This window comes from Marihabitans asiaticum (genome assembly GCF_007828725.1).
GTDB lineage: Bacteria > Actinomycetota > Actinomycetes > Actinomycetales > Dermatophilaceae > Marihabitans > Marihabitans asiaticum.
In genome coordinates this window covers 438,396-455,517 of the sequence record NZ_VIUW01000003.1, presented here as the reverse complement: position 1 = coordinate 455,517, position 17,122 = coordinate 438,396, and the positions used below count along the sequence as shown (strand labels likewise).

The window sequence follows — 17,122 nt, the reverse complement described above, 5'->3', positions numbered from 1 at the left end:
GTGCTCGTCCCGCGCTTCGCCGCGGTGGTGGACGTCGACGACGTGTTCTTCGCAGGGGTCTTCTTGGCCGAGGTCTTCTTGGCAGGGGTCTTCTTGGCGGACGTGCTCGCCGGGGCCCTCTTCGCGGTCGTCTTCTTCGTCGAGGCCTTCTTCGTCGGCGTCTTCTTCGCGGGCGTCTTCTTCGTCGAGGCCTTCTTCGTCGAGGCCTTCTTCGCCGGTGTCCTCGTCGCCGGCGTCCTCGTCGCCGGTGTCCTCGTCGCCCGCTCCTGCTCCTCCGGCTCCGTCCGGGCGCGCAGCGCCGCAGACGCACCGGCGAGGTCGCCGGTCTCCTCCTCCGGCCAGGCAGACCCCCGGGGCGGCGTCACGGCCGACGACGCCTTCGACTGGGCGGAGGCGACGAGCAGGGTATCCGCGACACGGACGACGTCCAGGGCCCGGGTGAGCACCTCCTCGGTGACCGAGAGATAGAGGTGGACGAGCTTGCGGGCCGGATCCATGGCGCGACGCCTTTCACGACGAGGTCATTCGACCCGTCAACGCTACCCTGCCCGCTCCACGAGTCGCTGCATCACGCCTTGGGCGTCGGCGCGGGTCAGTCGGGCGTCGTCGACCGCCGCCCAGACCGCGTCGAGAGCGGCGCGCAGGGCGTCGACGCCCCTCCCCTCGAGCCGCACCTCACTCCCGTCGAACCTCGCCATCGCCCCGCCGCGGCGGTGGGTCCCCTCGCTCAGCTGCGCGGGCGGGTACTCGCCCCGCAGACCCCGCAGATCCTCGAGCACCAGGTCGGGTCGCTCGGTCGGGTCGGCCTGGGCCGCATCGACCCAGCCATGCACGCCGGTGAGCACCAGCGCCCCCTTCGTCCCGGCAGCCGTGGCACCTGCGATGTCGGTCTCGAGCCGGTCTCCGATCGCGAGTACTCGCGCAGGCGGGCAGCCGAGACGGCGGGCAGCGATCTGGTACATCGGCGCGTTCGGCTTGCCGACGACCTCGGGTCGACGCTGCACGGCGCCGGCCACGGCACCGACCAGCGAGCCGTTGCCCGGGGCGATGCCACGCTCGGTCGGGAGGGTCTGGTCATCGTTGGTCGCGAGCCACAGCGCCCCTCCCTCGATGGCGTAGGCAGCTTCGGCGAGGTCGGCAGCACACACCTGCGGGCCATAACCCTGCACGACCGCATCCACCGGCTCGGAGCCCGCCGCGTCGGACGGCAGGACGACCTCGTAGCCGCCCTCGGTCAGGGCTTGGGCGACCCCTGGCCCTCCGATGGCCAGCACGCGTGCCCCCCGCGGCAGTCGCTCGCCGAGGATGGCGGCAGCCGTCGTCGAGCTCGTCACCACGTCCGCGGGGTCGACGTGCAGGCCGAGCGAGCGCAGCTGCTCGGCAACGGCCTCGGGGGGACGTGAGGCGTTGTTCGTGGCGTAGACGACCGGCAGCCCGGTGCCGGAGAGTGCTTCGACCGCGTGCGGTACCGCGTCCGCGCCGCGATAGACGACGCCGTCGAGGTCGCAGATCAGCCCCTCGACCCCGCGCAGCGGGCTTGCCGTGGTCGCTGACGGCGAAGGGGTCACAGCTCGTCCAGCGGACCGACGCCGTCCAGCTCGTCGACCCGCTCGGCGGCATCGGTCAGACCGTCGTTGTCGGCCAGGGCCGCCTTGGCAAACCACTCCCGCGCCTCGTCCCGGCGGCCGACCTCGAGCAGGGCGTCGGCATAGGCGTAGTACAGCCGTTCGGACCCAGGCCGTACTGGTCCGCTCACCGCGTTCTGCAGGGCCAGCACCGCGGCCTGGGGCTGCCCCATGTCTCGGCGGATCCCCGATCCGATGATGAGCATCTCAAGCTGGTCCTCGGCGCCGAGGGAGCGCGCCTCAGGGGAACGCAGCAGCTCGAGCGCCCGCTCGGGCCGGCCAAGTCCCCGCTCGCAGTCGATCATCAGCGGCAACAGGTGCGAGGACCCGCTCAGCCGACGTACGGTGCGGAACTCGGTCAGCGCCCGGGCGAAGTCGCCCGACCGGTAGGCGACGAAGCCGAGCGCCTCCCGGGCCGCCGGGACCCGGCCGGCGCGCCGGACAACCGTCTCGGCGTGCGCCATCGCACCCTCGTAGTCCTCTTCCTCAAGCCGTCGCGCCACCATCACCAGGTGCTGGGCGACCCCATCGGCGTTGTCCTTGCTCAGCGTCCTCAGCTGGGCGCGCACCGATCGGTCCAGCTCGCCGCCGGTGACGTCGTCAGCGATAGCCGGCTCGGGGCGACGCCCCTGCTTCGGGACGAGCCGCGAGCCCGAGACCCGTCCTTCTCGGTCGGCTCCCCCACGCGCGGGCCGGGACGAGCTCGCGCGGCCCTGCCCGTCGCCGCGTTGCCGTCCCCGAGTCGAAGAGCCCTCGCGGCGGGACGGCCCGCGTCGATCGCCGGTCGCGTCTCGCCCGTCACGGGCGCGGTCCTCAGCCACATCGATCTCCTTCGTCGGCGGCGCACGGCCGCGCACAGATTACTGCTCCACCGCGGTGGTCTGACACGACCACTCCCAGCACAGCAGAAGGCCCCTGGTCGCATCACCCTTATGGGGAGCGGCCAAGGGCCTTCCGACTTGAAGTGGTGTCCGGCTGCGTCCTACTCTCCCACACTGTCTCCGGTGCAGTACCATCGGCGCTGAAGGGCTTAGCTTCCGGGTTCGGAATGGAGCCGGGCGTTTCCCCTTCGCTGTGACAGCCGTAACTCTGTCGAGATATTCACGTGTTCAACCACTACCCGGTTGGGGTGTGGGTGTTCGTGTCTCGGGAACCGAGCAGTGGACGCGAGCAGTAAGTTCTTACCTGTTGGTGTTTCTTATGGTTTGTTGGTCAAGTTGTCGGCTTATTAGTACCAGTCAGCTGCGTGCATTGCTGCACTTCCACGTCTGGCCTATCAACCCAGTAGTCTGCTGGGAGCCTCTCACACCATGGGTGTGTGGAAACCTCATCTTGAGACGTGCTTCCCGCTTAGATGCTTTCAGCGGTTATCACTCCCGAACGTAGCTAATCAGCGGTGCCCCTGGCGGGACAACTGACACACCAGTGGTTCGTCCAACCCGGTCCTCTCGTACTAGGGTCAGCCTCTCTCAAGTTTCCTACGCGCGCAGAGGATAGGGACCGAACTGTCTCACGACGTTCTAAACCCAGCTCGCGTGCCGCTTTAATGGGCGAACAGCCCAACCCTTGGGAGCAACTCCACCCCCAGGATGCGACGAGCCGACATCGAGGTGCCAAACCATCCCGTCGATATGGACTCTTGGGGAAGATCAGCCTGTTATCCCCGGGGTACCTTTTATCCGTTGAGCGACGGCGCTTCCACAAGCCACCGTCGGGTCACTAGTTCCGACTTTCGTCCCTGCTTGACATGTCTGTCTCGCAGTCAAGCTCCCTTGTACACTTGCACTCGCCACCTGATTGCCAACCAGGCTGAGGGAACCTTTGAGCGCCTCCGTTACATTTTGGGAGGCAACCGCCCCAGTTAAACTACCCACCAGGCACTGTCCCTGATCCGGATCACGGACCGAGGTTAGACAACCAGAACGACCAGAGTGGTATTTCAACGATGACTCCACACCCGCTGGCGCGGGTGTTTCACAGTCTCCCACCTATCCTACACAAGCCGTCCCGATCACCAATACCAAGCTGTAGTGAAGGTCCCGGGGTCTTTCCGTCCTTCTGCGCGTAACGAGCATCTTTACTCGTAGTGCAATTTCGCCGAGCTCGCGGTTGAGACAGTGGAGAAGTCGTTACGCCATTCGTGCAGGTCGGAACTTACCCGACAAGGAATTTCGCTACCTTAGGATGGTTATAGTTACCACCGCCGTTTACTGGGGCTTAAATTCTCCGCTTCGCCACCAAAAGTGGCTAACAGGTCCTCTTAACCTTCCAGCACCGGGCAGGCGTCAGTCCGTATACATCGTCTTGCGACTTCGCACGGACCTGTGTTTTTAGTAAACAGTCGCTTCTCCCTGGTCTCTGCGGCCCTCACCCCTAGTGAGCAAGCCACTTCAGGGTTTGGGCCCCCCTTCTCCCGAAGTTACGGGGGCATTTTGCCGAATTCCTTAACCACGATTCACTCGATCGCCTTAGTATTCTCTACCTATCCACCTGAGTCGGTTTGGGGTACGGGCGGCATGCACCCTCGCTAGAGGATTTTCTCGACAGCATAGGATCACCCTACTTCCCACAAGTGTGGTCACCATCAGGCCTGAGGATAAATGCCAGGCGGATTTGCCTACCTGACTCCCTGCACCCTTGGACGTGGACTACCATCGCCACGCGGAGGCTACCTTCCTGCGTCTCCCCATCGCTTGGCTACTACGAGATCGGGTCGAGCGTTCCACCCGCAGATGCTGACCCGAAGGCCAGCTGTCGCGGGTTTCAGACTCTTAGCATCACTCGGTTCGCCAGGGGCGGTTGCACGCCGGTTCCGGAATATCAACCGGATGTCCATCGACTACGCCTGTCGGCCTCGCCTTAGGTCCCGACTTACCCAGGGCAGATTAGCTTGACCCTGGAACCCTTGGATATTCGGCGGACGGGTTTCTCACCCGTCTTTCGCTACTCATGCCTGCATTCTCACTCGTGCGGCATCCACGACTGGATCACTCCGCCGCTTCACTCGCCGCACGACGCTCCCCTACCCAACGACACGCCTGGACACCACCCACAAGGAGTCATGTCAAGCAAAGATGTCGATGCCACAGCTTCGGTGGTGTGCTTGAGCCCCGCTACATTGTCGGCGCGGAATCACTTGACCAGTGAGCTATTACGCACTCTTTCAAGGGTGGCTGCTTCTAAGCCAACCTCCTGGTTGTCACGGCAACTCCACATCCTTTCCCACTTAGCACACGCTTAGGGACCTTAGCTGGTGATCTGGGCTGTTTCCCTCTCGACCACGGAGCTTATCCCCCGCGGTCTCACTGCCACGCTTACAACTTACCGGCATTCGGAGTTTGGCTAACGTCAGTAACCTGGTGAGGCCCATCGGCTATCCAGTAGCTCTACCTCCGGTAAGAAACACGTGACGCTGCACCTAAATGCATTTCGGGGAGAACCAGCTATCACGGAGTTTGATTGGCCTTTCACCCCTACCCACAGCTCATCCCCTCAGTTTTCAACCTAAGTGGGTTCGGTCCTCCACGACGTCTTACCGTCGCTTCAACCTGGCCATGGGTAGATCACTCCGCTTCGGGTCTAGACCCAGCGACTAAAACGCCTCATTTAAGACTCGCTTTCGCTACGGCTTCCCCACACGGGTTAACCTCGCCACTGAGCACTAACTCGCAGGCTCATTCTTCAAAAGGCACGCCGTCACAAGACTTAACGCTTGCTCCGACGGATTGTAAGCACACGGTTTCAGGATCTATTTCACTCCCCTCCCGGGGTACTTTTCACCTTTCCCTCACGGTACTTGTCCGCTATCGGTCACCAGGGAATATTTAGGCTTAGCGGGTGGTCCCGCCAGATTCACACGAGATTTCTCGGGCCCCGTGCTACTTGGGATAACTCACGGGAGTGCACAACATTTCGTCTACGGGGGTCGCACCCTCTACGCCCAGCCATTCAAGACTATTCGACTATGCCACGCATTTCTCACTCCCTGACGGATCATCAGCTCCGCCGGCAAGCTCCCACAACCCCGCACCTGCAACGCCTGACAGCTATCACACAGGCACGGTTTAGCCTGATCCGCTTTCGCTCGCCACTACTCACGGAATCGCGGTTGCTTTCTCTTCCTGTGGGTACTGAGATGTTTCACTTCCCCACGTTCCCTCAACCCTGCCTATATATTCAGCAGGGAGTGACTGGACTTAACCTCCAGCCGGGTTTCCCCATTCGGAAATCCTCGGATCACAGTCTGGTTATCGACTCCCCGAGGCTTATCGCAGATTCCTACGTCCTTCTTCGGTTCCTGGTACCAAGGCATCCACCGTGCGCCCTTAAAAACTTGAGCCACAAAAGATACACAAAGATAAGATGCTCGCGTCCACTGTTCAGTTCTCAACACACGACCAGCCACCAACCGAAACCACCAGCACCACACACCACCAACAAAAGAAGCGCGAACTCCTTCTGCAGGCGACGGGTATACCGGCCACGGCCAGCCCCAGCCACAGAGACCACCACACACCACCCCACGGGCGGCGCATGATCCCTCAGGACCCAACAACGTGCCATCTTCTTCTGTGCCGACACCCACCACACCAGACCCCATCAGGCAGCTTTCCCCACCACCAAGCACCCCCACCCTCGAAAAAGAGAGAAGGGGACGCGTGGTGGTCGTACTCACGCCAACAGGGCCCACAGCAGTGAGCGCCTCGCAACCGATGTTCCACCCAGAGCAACCTGCCGCCCCACACACGGGGACGAAACAGGCCACCACCAACCCCACCACGTGGGGCCGGTTGAGTGAGCTCCTTAGAAAGGAGGTGATCCAGCCGCACCTTCCGGTACGGCTACCTTGTTACGACTTAGTCCCAATCACCAGTCCCACCTTCGACGGCTCCCCCCACAAGGGTTGGGCCACCGGCTTCGGGTGTTACCGACTTTCGTGACTTGACGGGCGGTGTGTACAAGGCCCGGGAACGTATTCACCGCAGCGTTGCTGATCTGCGATTACTAGCGACTCCGACTTCATGGGGTCGAGTTGCAGACCCCAATCCGAACTGAGACCGGTTTTTTGGGATTCGCTCCACCTTACAGTTTCGCAGCCCTTTGTACCGGCCATTGTAGCATGCGTGAAGCCCAAGACATAAGGGGCATGATGATTTGACGTCATCCCCACCTTCCTCCGAGTTGACCCCGGCAGTCTCCTATGAGTCCCCACCATCACGTGCTGGCAACATAGAACGAGGGTTGCGCTCGTTGCGGGACTTAACCCAACATCTCACGACACGAGCTGACGACAACCATGCACCACCTGTATACCAGCCACAAAGGGAACACCCATCTCTGAGTGCGTCCGGTATATGTCAAGCCTTGGTAAGGTTCTTCGCGTTGCATCGAATTAATCCGCATGCTCCGCCGCTTGTGCGGGCCCCCGTCAATTCCTTTGAGTTTTAGCCTTGCGGCCGTACTCCCCAGGCGGGGCGCTTAATGCGTTAGCTGCGGCACAGACCTCGTGGAATGAGGCCCACACCTAGCGCCCAACGTTTACGGCATGGACTACCAGGGTATCTAATCCTGTTCGCTCCCCATGCTTTCGCTTCTCAGCGTCAGTAGTGGCCCAGAGACCTGCCTTCGCCATCGGTGTTCCTCCTGATATCTGCGCATTTCACCGCTACACCAGGAATTCCAGTCTCCCCTACCACACTCTAGCCTGCCCGTACCCACTGCACGTCCAAAGTTAAGCCTTGGATTTTCACAGCAGACGCGACAAACCGCCTACAAGCTCTTTACGCCCAATAATTCCGGACAACGCTCGCACCCTACGTATTACCGCGGCTGCTGGCACGTAGTTAGCCGGTGCTTCTTCTGCAGGTACCGTCACCCAAAGGCTTCTTCCCTGCTGAAAGAGGTTTACAACCCGAAGGCCGTCATCCCTCACGCGGCGTCGCTGCATCAGGCTTGCGCCCATTGTGCAATATTCCCCACTGCTGCCTCCCGTAGGAGTCTGGGCCGTGTCTCAGTCCCAGTGTGGCCGGTCGCCCTCTCAGGCCGGCTACCCGTCGTCGCCTTGGTAAGCCACTACCTCACCAACAAGCTGATAGGCCGCGAGTCCATCCCAAACCGAAAAACTTTCCACACCACCCCATGCGAGGCGATGTCATATCCAGTATTAGACGCCGTTTCCAGCGCTTATTCCAGAGTCCGGGGCAGGTTACTCACGTGTTACTCACCCGTTCGCCACTAATCCACCCGTGCAAGCACGGGCTTCATCGTTCGACTTGCATGTGTTAAGCACGCCGCCAGCGTTCGTCCTGAGCCAGGATCAAACTCTCCGTTGATGAACAAAACCCCCACCCCCCACAAGAGCAAGGGGCAAGAGCCAATCCAAAACACCGAAGTGTCAAACATCCCAGCCGAGACGCAACAACTAGCAAAACCTAGTCATCACAATCCCAACCAAAGGAAAAGACCACCACCAACACACACCCACACCACAACGATGCAGGCACACGCCAGTGACAGCCCAAAAAAATTGGCATCGATCACTAAAAAAATGACACGCTGTTGAGTTCTCAAGAATCACACACACACCAACAAGCACAACCCAACCGGGCCACACCATCAGGGCGTCTGATCGTCATGCTCACCGCCGTAGCGGCGAGCATCTACTGTAGCAGCCCTTCCGGGCGGCTCACAACTTGCTCAGCTCCGGGGACCGGCCTACTTGGTGCGACCCGGCAAGGGCCGCCGCTTGGTGTCCGTTCCTCCCGTATCGGGCTGACTGGAGAAACAGTAGACGGTGTCGGCCGCGCGAACCAAATCGGGGCTGTGTGGCCGCCTCTGCAGCCGGCGTCAGGCGCGTGCGAGCCGAGCCGCGGCGAGGTTCTTCTTGCCGCGACGCACGACCGCCACCTGCCCGTGGAGGAAGTCCTCCGGTGCCAGGGCCGCCTCCGAGTCGGCGATCTTGACCCCGTTCACCGAGGCCGCACCGTCCGCCACCGCCCGCCGGGCGGCGTTGCGGCTCTCGACGAGTCCGGTCGCGACGAGCACGTCGACGATGGTGTCGCCCGGGGCGACCTCGCCCCCCGGCAGCTCGTCCGTGGCGTCCCTGAGGGTGTCGGCCCCAAGGGTGCGCAGGTCCCCCTTGCCGAAGAGTGCCTCCGAGGCCGCTACCACCTGCTCGGTCGCGTCGGCGCCGTGCACGAGCGTGGTCACGTCGGCTGCGAGAGCACGCTGGGCGGCTCGGCGGTAGGGCTCCTCCGCCACCTGCCGCTCGAGCTCGGCGATCTCCTCCTGACCACGATCGGTGAAGGTCTTCAGCAACGCCACGACCGAGGCGTCCTCGACGCCCAACCAGTACTGGTAGAAGGCGTACGGGCTGGTCATCGTCGGATCCAGCCATACGGCGTTGCCCTCGGACTTGCCGAACTTGCGGCCCTGGGAGTCGGTGATCAACGGGGTCGTCAGGGCGTGCGCCGACCCTCCGTCGACGCGGTGGATCAGGTCGACTCCGGCGGTGATGTTGCCCCACTGGTCCTGGGCACCGGTCTGCAGCGTGCAGCCGTGCTCACGGTACAGGTGGAGGTAGTCCAGCGCCTGGAGGATCTGGTAGCTGAACTCGGTGTAGCTGATCCCCTGCTCCGACCCGAGCCGAGCGGCGACCGCATCCTTCTTGATCATCTGGTTGACCCGGAAGTGCTTGCCGTAGTCACGCAGGAAGTCAAGCGCCGAGATCGGTGCGGTCCAGTCGAGGTTGTTCACGAAGACCGGCTCGGCCCCCTCCTTCGAGGTAAGGATCCTGCGGACCTGTGCGGCGATGCGCTCGACGTCCTGCGCCGTCTGCTCCTTGGTCTTCAGCACCCGCTCGCTCGTCGGTCGCGGGTCGCCGATGAGACCGGTCGAGCCGCCGACCAGACCGATGACCTGGTGCCCGGCTCGTTGGAGGTGACGCAGCAGGATGAGCTGGACGAGGTTGCCGAAGTGCAAGGACGGGGCCGTCGGGTCGAAGCCGCAGTAGACCGTGATCGGGCCGTCCGCCAGCGCCTGCCTAAGGGCGGACTCGTCGGTCGTCTGCGCCACGAGCCCACGCCACGTGAGCTCGTCGAGGATGTCGGTCACCGCGGGTCACTGCCTTCGTGTCTGGGAGCGGGGTCGGGGGCAAGCCTGCCACGCCGCCCGGGGCGGTACGCCGACACGCTCGGCTCACCGTCGACCCAGAAGCGCCAGGGGTAGGCGACCGCGTCCCCGCCGGGTCCGCTCACCCCGACCCGGGGTCCGCTGCGGATGAGCGAAGGGGGAAGAGCCTCCCTCTTCGACACCGCGACCCGGCCCGAGCCGAGGGCGTCCGAGCCGTCGTCAGAGGAGTCGAGGGCGAGCGCCTTGGTCAGCCGAGCCGGGCCGCGGGTCCAGTCCCGTGGTCGCACCGCAGCGCGCCGGGCGGCGACGAGGTCGTGGCCGCGGATCACCTCACCGGCCCGCAGCAGCACCGCCCCGGAGCGGCCCGGCGGCCAGCAGACGAGGTTGGCGCACCAGTGCATGCCGTACGTGAAGTAGAGGTAGAGGTGACCGGGCGGGCCCCACATCGACTCGACCCGCGGGGTGCGGCCGCGGTAGGAGTGCGAGCCGGGGTCCTCCCCCTGGCCGCGGTACGCCTCGACCTCGGTGAGCCGCACGACGACGTCGTCGACGCGCAGGTGCGCGCCGAGGAGCTCGGGCGCCACCTCGACCGGGTCCCGGTCGAAGAACGAGCGCGGCAACGGCGCGGGGTCGGGGCTCACCGAATGCTCAGCGGGCGACGATGCGGGTGCTCGCCCACTCCCCGAGCTCGTCGGCACGGGCTCGGGCCGCCTGCAGCTGCTCGGCCACGCGGGCGGGGGCGGTTCCCCCCTTCGCGTCCCGGGAGGCCATCGATCCCTGCACCGAGAGCACCTCGCGCACCCCGGACGTGAGGTGCGGCGAGATCGCGGCGAGGTCCGCGTCGGAGAGGTCCCACAGCTCGATGCCTCGCTCCTCGCACACCCGCACGCACGACCCGGCGACCTCGTGCGCGATGCGGAAGGGCACCCCTTCGCGAACCAACCACTCCGCCACGTCCGTCGCGAGCGAGAAGCCCTGGGGCGCGAGAGCGGCCATCCGGTCGGTGTGGAACCTCAGCGTGGCCACCATCCCCGCCACAGCGGGCAGCAGCAGCTCGAGAGTGTCGACGGCGTCGAAGACCGGCTCCTTGTCCTCCTGCAGGTCCCGGTTGTAGGCCAGCGGCAGCGCCTTGAGCGTCGCGAGCAGGCCGGCCAGGTCACCGATGAGCCGGCCGGCCTTGCCGCGGGCCAGCTCGGCGACGTCGGGGTTCTTCTTCTGCGGCATGATGCTCGACCCGGTCGAGTAGCTGTCGTCGAGGGTGACGAAGGCGAACTCCTTGGTCGCCCAGAGGATGACCTCCTCGGACAGCCGCGAGATGTCGACCGCGGCCATCGCGCAGACGAAGGCGAGCTCGGCGACGAAGTCCCGCGACGCGGTGCCGTCGATCGAGTTCTCGACCGAGGAGTCGAAGCCGAGGTCGGCGGCGACCGCTTCCGGGTCGAGACCGAGGCTGGAGCCGGCGAGCGCACCCGAGCCGTAGGGAGAGGAGGCGGTGCGCCGGTCCCAGTCGCGCAGCCGCTCGACGTCGCGCAGCAGCGGCCAGGCGTGCGCGAGGAGGTGGTGGCCCAGCAGCACCGGCTGGGCGTGCTGCAGGTGGGTGCGACCGGGCATCGCCGCGGTCGGGTGGTCCTCGGCCTGGGCGAGCAGAGCCTCCACGACGGCGAGCAGGTGCGCGGCAACGACCCGCGCGTGGTCGCGCAGGTACATCCGGAAGAGCGTGGCGACCTGGTCGTTGCGCGAGCGCCCCGCGCGCAGTCGCCCGCCGACCTCGGCCCCGGCGCGCTCGATGAGTCCGCGCTCCAGCGCGGTGTGCACGTCCTCGTCGTCGGCGGCGGGGATGAAGGAGCCGGACTCGACGTCGGCCAGGAGCTGCTCCAGCCCGGCGAGCATCGCGTCGCGGGTGTCGTCGTCGAGCAGCCCGGCGGCGTGCAGCACCCGGGTGTGGCCGCGCGAGCCGGCGATGTCGTACGGCGCCAGCCGCCAGTCGAAGTGGGTGGACTTGCTCAGCGCGGCAAGCGCATCGCTCGGCCCGCCGGCGAAGCGGCCGCCCCAGAGGCTGATCCGACCCTCGCCGGTGGTCTGGTCCTGGGTCACGCGGTCTCCTCGGTCTCGGTCTCGCTGTCGGTGGGGGTGTCGGTGCTGGTGTCGGTCGTAGCGGGTGGTGTCGCGGTCGACTCGTCGCGGGTCGCGGTCAGCGCGTGGAGCCGGTGCACGAGGCCCTCGGCGGCATCGGAGCCCACGGTGACGACCATGATCGTGTCGTCACCGGCGATCGACCCGACGACCTCGGGCATCCGTGAGTGGTCGATCGCCGAGGCGAGGTAGCTGGCCGCCCCCGGGGGCGTGCGCAGCACGACGATCTGCTCGCTGCGCTCGGCGGTCACGAGGAGCTCCTCGCACAGCCGCCGGAGCCGGTCGTCGTGCTCCTGGGGGTCGACGGCGGCCCGGGGGGTGCGGTCTCCCCCTTCGCCGGGGACGGCGTAGACCAGGGCGCGCCCGACCCGGACCTTTTCGGCCCGCAGGTCGAGGAGGTCACGGCTGAGCGTCGCCTGGGTCACCGAGATGCCGTCGGCCTCGAGCAGCTCGAGCAGCTCGACCTGGGAGCGCACCGCGTGCTCGGAGAGGAGCTTGACGATCCGGGCCTGGCGGCCCTGCCGGGTCGAGACGATCATGGCATGCTCCCTCCGCTGAGCAGGAAGGCCAGGACCGCCTTCTGCGCGTGGAGCCGGTTCTCCGCCTCGTCCCAGACGACCGACTGCGGGCCGTCGATGACCTCGGCGCTGATCTCGAACCCGCGGTAGGCGGGGAGGCAGTGCAGGACGAGGGCGTCCCGGGCGGCCCGGACGAGCAGCTCGGGGGTCAGGGCGAAGGGGGTGAACGGCGAGTCCTCGGCCTGGCGAGAGGTCTTCTCCCCCTCCTGGCCCATCGACACCCAGGTGTCGGTGGCGACGGCGTCGACGCCGTCCACCGCGGCCAAGGGATCGTCGGTGACGCCGACCGAGCCGCCGGTCTCGGCGGCGATCCGCTCCGCGCGGGTGAGGATGTCGGCCCTCGGGCGGTGGCTGGCCGGAGAGGCGAGGCGCACGTGCATCCCGGCGGTGGCGCAGGCGAGCAGGTAGCTCTGCGCCATGTTGTTCGCGCCGTCGCCGAGATAGGCGAGGCTCCGTCCGGCCAGGTCGCCGCGGTGCTCGCGGATCGTCATCAGGTCCGCGAGGAGCTGGCAGGGGTGGTAGTCGTCGGTCAGGGCGTTGACCACGGGGACCGCGGCGTGTCGAGCCATCTCCTCGAGCCGGTCCTGCCCGTAGGTGCGCCAGACGATCGCCGAGACCTGGCGGCCGACGACGCGGGCCACGTCGGCGACGGACTCGCGGACCCCGATCTGGGCCAGGTCGCCGTCGACGACCATGGGGTAGCCGCCGAGCTCGGAAACTCCGGCGGCGAAGGAGAGCTGGGTGCGCAGGGTGGGCTTGTCGAAGATGATCGCGACGGTCTGTGGGCCCTCCAGCGGACGCCGGGCGTAGCGGTCGGCCTTCATCGCCAGGGCCAGGTCGAGGACGCGGCGCTGCTCCTGCGGGGTGAGGTCGTCGTCGGCGAGCAGGTGGCGGGTCATGGGGTGCTCCTGGCGGCGGCCGAGTCGAGGATGGTCGGGAGGGCGGTGACGAGGCGGTCGAGCTCGTCGTCGGTGACGACGAGCGGTGGGGCGAGGCGGATCGCGTCCGGGGCGACCGGGTTGACGAGGAAGCCGGCCTCGCGCGCGGCCAGCGCCACGGCCGCCGCGCACGGCTCGCGCAGGGCGATGGCGCGCAGCAGGCCCCGCCCTCGGATCTCGCGCACCATGGGGTGCTCCAGCGCGGTGATGGCGCGCGCCAGCCGGTCTCCCGCGCGCTGGGCGTGCGCGACGAGACCGTCGCGCTCGATCGTGTCGAGCACGGTCAGCGCGGCGGCGCAGGCCAGGGGGTTGCCTCCGAAGGTCGACCCATGCTGCCCCGCGGCGAGCAGACCGGTCACCTCGGGGCCGAAGGTCACGAGCGCCCCGATCGGCACCCCGCCCCCGAGGCCCTTGGCGAGGGTCATCGCGTCGGGGACGATGCCGCGCTGCTGGTGGGCGAACCACGAGCCGGTCCGGGCGATGCCGGTCTGGATCTCGTCCACGACGAGCAGGGCACCGACCTCGGTGGTCAGCTCGCGCGCTGCCCTGAGGTAGTCGGTGCTCAGCGGTCGCACCCCTGCCTCGCCCTGGACCGGCTCCAGGATGAGCATGGCGGTGCGCTCGTCGAGGGCCGCCCGCAGGGCGCCGACGTCGTCGGGCGGGACGTGGTGGACGTCCGGGATGAGCGGCTCGAAGGGGTCGCGGTAGGCGGCCTTGTGGGTGAGCGCGACGGCCCCGGTGGTGCGTCCGTGGAAGGCACCCTCGAGCGCGACGATCCGGGACCGTCCAGTGCGGCGCGAGAGCTTGATCGCCGCCTCGACGGCCTCGCTGCCGCTGTTGCAGAAGAAGACCCCGGAGCCGGGGGGCGCCGCCGCGAGCTCGAGCACGCGCTCGGCGGCGCTGACCTGCGCCGGCGTGGTGAAGAAGTTCGAGACGTGGACGAGCTGGCCGACCTGCCTGCTCAGCGCGGCGACGAGGTCCGGGTGGGCGTGCCCGAGGCTGTTCACCGCGATGCCGGAGAGCAGGTCGAGGTACGCGCGGCCCTCGACGTCCCAGACCGTGCATCCCGAACCGTGGTCGAGGACGAGGCCGGGCACGCCGAAGACCGTGATCGCGCTGTCGTCGTAGCGCTGCAGCCAGTCGGCGGTCGTGCCGGTCTGCGCGCGCGTGCCGGTCTGTGCACTCGTGCCGGTCTCTGCATTCATCGCGTGGCCTCGCCGGCGGTCTCGTCGGGCACGATCATCGTCCCGATGCCCTCGGTGGTGAAGATCTCGAGGAGCATCGAGTGGGCCTGTCGCCCGTCGACCACATGCGCCTGCGGCACTCCCCCTTCGACCGCCCGTACGCAGGCCTCGAGTTTCGGGATCATCCCGCTGTCCACCGACCGCAGCAGCTCGCGGGCGCCGGCGACCGAGAGCCGGCTGAGCAGCGAGTCCCGGTCCGGCCAGTCGGCGTACACCCCTTCGACGTCGGTGAGCACGACGAGCTTCTGGGCCCGCAGCGCGACCGCGAGCGCGGCGGCGGCACTGTCGGCGTTGACGTTGAGCACCTGGCCGGTCGCGTCGAGGTCCGGGGCGATGCTCGAGACCACCGGGATCCGGCCCGCGCCGAGGATGTCGCGTACCGCCGACGGGTCGACCTGCTCGACGTCGCCGACGAGCCCGAGGTCCACCTCCTCGCCGTCCACCTCGACGCTGCGGCGCCGGGCGCCGAAGAGCCCGGCATCCTCGCCGGACAGCCCGACGGCGACCGGACCGTGCTCGTTGAGCAGACCGACGAGCTCGCGTCCGACCTGGCCCATGAGCACCATGCGCACGACCTCCATCACCTCGGGGGTGGTGACGCGCAGCCCGCCCTGGAACTCGCTCGCCAGCCCCAGCCGACGGAGCATCGCGGCGATCTGCGGCCCTCCGCCGTGGACGACCACCGGACGCAGGCCCGCATGCCGCAGGAAGACGACGTCCTCGGCGAAGGCGCGCCGCAGGGCATCGTCGGTCATCGCGTTGCCGCCGTACTTCACGACGACGAGGGCGCCGTGGAATCGCTCCAGCCAGGGCAGCGCCTCGATCAGGGTGCTTGCCTTGCTGCGAGCGACGCGAAGGGCGGCAGCGTCGATCGCGCCGCGCAGGGTCGGCACCTCGGCGCTCATGTCGAGTACGCCGAGTTCTCGTGGACGTAGTCGTGGGTGAGGTCGTTGGTCCACACCGTCACCTCGTGCTCTCCGGCGTGCAGGTCGATGATGACACGCACCTCGCGGGCGCTGAGGTCGACCCTCCCGCGGTCCTCGCCCACCCCGCCCGCGCGGCACACCTGGACCCCGTTGATCGCGACGTCGAGCACCCCCGGCTCGAAGTCGGCCGAGGTCGTCCCGACGGCGGCGAGCACCCGCCCCCAGTTGGGGTCCTCACCAAAGACGGCGCACTTGAAGAGGGCGTTGCGCGCGACCGCCCGAGCCACCTCCAGCCCGTCGTCCTCGGAGGCAGCGCCGATCACGCTCACCGCGATGTCGTGGCGGGCACCCTCGGCGTCCCCGATGAGGGCGCGGGCGAGCTCGGCGCACACCCGGCGGACCGCCTCAGTGAGCTCGTGGCGCCCCGGGGTGATGCCCGAGGCGCCGGAGGCCAGGAGCAGGACGGTGTCGTTGGTGGACTGGCAGCCGTCGGAGTCGATCCGGTCGAAGGTCGTGCGGACCGCCTCGCGCAGCACCGCGTCGGCGTCCGGCGCGGCGAGCACCGCGTCGGTGGTGATCACGACGAGCATCGTCGCCAGCGCCGGGGCGAGCATGCCCGCGCCCTTGGCCATCCCCCCGACGCTCCAGCCGTCGCCGGTGACGGCCGCGCTCTTGGGCACGGTGTCGGTCGTCATGATCGCCTCGGCCGCGGCGGGCCCGCCCTCGGCGCCCAGCGCGGCGGAGGCGTCGTCGACCCCGGCCAGCAACCGGTCCATCGGCAGCAGCTCGCCGATGAGCCCGGTGCTGCAGACCGCGACGTCTCCGGCGGAGACGCCCAACCGCTCGGCCAGGTGCTCCGCCGTGCGGTGGGTGTCGGCGAAGCCCTGGGCTCCGGTGCAGGCGTTGGCGCCGCCGGAGTTGAGCACCACCGCGTCGACCCGGCCGTCGCCGACCACCTGGCGTGTCCAGGTGACCGGGGCGGCCTCGACCCGGTTGGAGGTAAAGACGCCCGCGGCCACGTGCTCGGGGCCGTCGTTGACCACGACGGCGACGTCGGGGCGCCCGCTGGCCTTCAGCCCAGCGGTGACCCCGGCTGCGCGGAAGCCGCGCGGGGTGGTGACGCTCATGACTCCTCCTTCGGCGGTGGCGTCCAGGACGAGAGCGACGAGGCGGTGACGACCAGCCCCGCCTTGCGCCAGGCGGTCGCTGCGTCCGTGGCCCGCTCGGCCGGGACGAGGATCCAGTCGGTGTCATAGGTCGACATCGTCAGCAGCGGGATGCGCCGCTGGGTCGTCGGGCCGAGCAGCTCGTGCATCACCCCCACCATCTCGAAGTCGAGCGGACCGGCGACCTCGAAGGCGACGTAGGGCCCCTCCTGCCGGGTGCCCGACGGGACGAGGTGGGCGTCGCAGAGCACCGAGGTCTCGTCCGGTGTCCGGGTGATGGAGCAGAAGCGGGCGCTGGCCAGCGGCCAGGTCGGGTCCTCCCCCGCGGCCAGCCGGGCGATCGCGAGCTGCTCGGGGTGCTGCATCAGGTGCAACGGCATCC

The 17,122-nt window shown here is 67.3% G+C and carries 12 protein-coding genes and 3 rRNA genes; 1 reads left to right on the top strand and 14 read right to left on the bottom strand.

The window, feature by feature from the left end; translation table 11 throughout:
- Nucleotides 1-468: a hypothetical protein gene (locus FB557_RS10275; protein ID WP_144857504.1), complete on the top strand. Its 468-nt coding sequence runs from the start codon at nucleotides 1-3 to the stop codon at nucleotides 466-468.
- A 71-nt stretch (nucleotides 469-539) separates the two neighbouring features.
- On the opposite strand, the gene FB557_RS10270 is transcribed toward FB557_RS10275, so the two are convergent.
- The 14 genes from FB557_RS10270 to FB557_RS10205 form a co-directional block, all read right to left on the bottom strand.
- Nucleotides 540-1,568 (bottom strand): HAD-IIA family hydrolase, encoded by a 1,029-nt coding sequence (locus FB557_RS10270; RefSeq protein WP_246074689.1) that lies wholly within the window; start codon nucleotides 1,566-1,568, stop codon nucleotides 540-542.
- Nucleotides 1,565-2,446, bottom strand: a complete 882-nt coding sequence (locus tag FB557_RS14610; RefSeq protein WP_246074688.1) for a tetratricopeptide repeat protein — start codon at nucleotides 2,444-2,446, stop codon at nucleotides 1,565-1,567. The genes FB557_RS10270 and FB557_RS14610 overlap by 4 nt, the downstream gene beginning before the upstream one ends.
- A gap of 148 nt (nucleotides 2,447-2,594) precedes the next feature.
- Nucleotides 2,595-2,711 (bottom strand): 5S ribosomal RNA (gene rrf, locus FB557_RS10260).
- 122 nt (nucleotides 2,712-2,833) lie between these two features.
- Nucleotides 2,834-5,964 (bottom strand): 23S ribosomal RNA (locus FB557_RS10255).
- A gap of 468 nt (nucleotides 5,965-6,432) precedes the next feature.
- A 16S ribosomal RNA gene (locus tag FB557_RS10250) occupies nucleotides 6,433-7,957 on the bottom strand.
- Together the 16S, 23S and 5S rRNA genes form the textbook arrangement of a ribosomal RNA operon.
- A 514-nt stretch (nucleotides 7,958-8,471) precedes the next feature.
- The gene (gene tyrS, locus FB557_RS10245; protein ID WP_144857503.1) at nucleotides 8,472-9,737 is read right to left on the bottom strand and encodes a tyrosine--tRNA ligase; all 1,266 of its coding nucleotides are present in this window, start codon (nucleotides 9,735-9,737) and stop codon (nucleotides 8,472-8,474) included.
- Nucleotides 9,734-10,396, bottom strand: a complete 663-nt coding sequence (locus FB557_RS10240; protein ID WP_211356535.1) for a DNA-3-methyladenine glycosylase — start codon at nucleotides 10,394-10,396, stop codon at nucleotides 9,734-9,736. The genes tyrS and FB557_RS10240 overlap by 4 nt, the downstream gene beginning before the upstream one ends.
- A gap of 7 nt (nucleotides 10,397-10,403) precedes the next feature.
- The gene (gene argH / locus FB557_RS10235) at nucleotides 10,404-11,849 is read right to left on the bottom strand and encodes an argininosuccinate lyase (protein ID WP_144857502.1); all 1,446 of its coding nucleotides are present in this window, start codon (nucleotides 11,847-11,849) and stop codon (nucleotides 10,404-10,406) included.
- Complete coding sequence (locus tag FB557_RS10230; RefSeq protein ID WP_144857501.1) at nucleotides 11,846-12,427, bottom strand: arginine repressor; 582 nt, start codon at nucleotides 12,425-12,427, stop codon at nucleotides 11,846-11,848. Before FB557_RS10230 ends, argH begins: the two co-directional genes overlap by 4 nt.
- On the bottom strand, nucleotides 12,424-13,365 hold the full coding sequence (argF, locus tag FB557_RS10225; RefSeq protein ID WP_144857500.1) for an ornithine carbamoyltransferase: 942 nt from the start codon (nucleotides 13,363-13,365) through the stop codon (nucleotides 12,424-12,426). The genes FB557_RS10230 and argF overlap by 4 nt, the downstream gene beginning before the upstream one ends.
- A complete protein-coding gene (locus FB557_RS10220) occupies nucleotides 13,362-14,609 on the bottom strand; it encodes an acetylornithine transaminase (protein WP_144857499.1) in 1,248 nt (415 codons plus the stop codon). Before FB557_RS10220 ends, argF begins: the two co-directional genes overlap by 4 nt.
- On the bottom strand, nucleotides 14,606-15,553 hold the full coding sequence (gene argB, locus FB557_RS10215) for an acetylglutamate kinase (protein WP_144857498.1): 948 nt from the start codon (nucleotides 15,551-15,553) through the stop codon (nucleotides 14,606-14,608). Before argB ends, FB557_RS10220 begins: the two co-directional genes overlap by 4 nt.
- Nucleotides 15,550-16,701, bottom strand: a complete 1,152-nt coding sequence (gene argJ / locus FB557_RS10210) for a bifunctional glutamate N-acetyltransferase/amino-acid acetyltransferase ArgJ (RefSeq protein WP_144857497.1) — start codon at nucleotides 16,699-16,701, stop codon at nucleotides 15,550-15,552. The genes argB and argJ overlap by 4 nt, the downstream gene beginning before the upstream one ends.
- Nucleotides 16,698-17,120 (bottom strand): ACT domain-containing protein, encoded by a 423-nt coding sequence (locus tag FB557_RS10205; RefSeq protein WP_170236276.1) that lies wholly within the window; start codon nucleotides 17,118-17,120, stop codon nucleotides 16,698-16,700. The genes argJ and FB557_RS10205 overlap by 4 nt, the downstream gene beginning before the upstream one ends.
- Nucleotides 17,121-17,122: the final 2 nt, after the last annotated feature.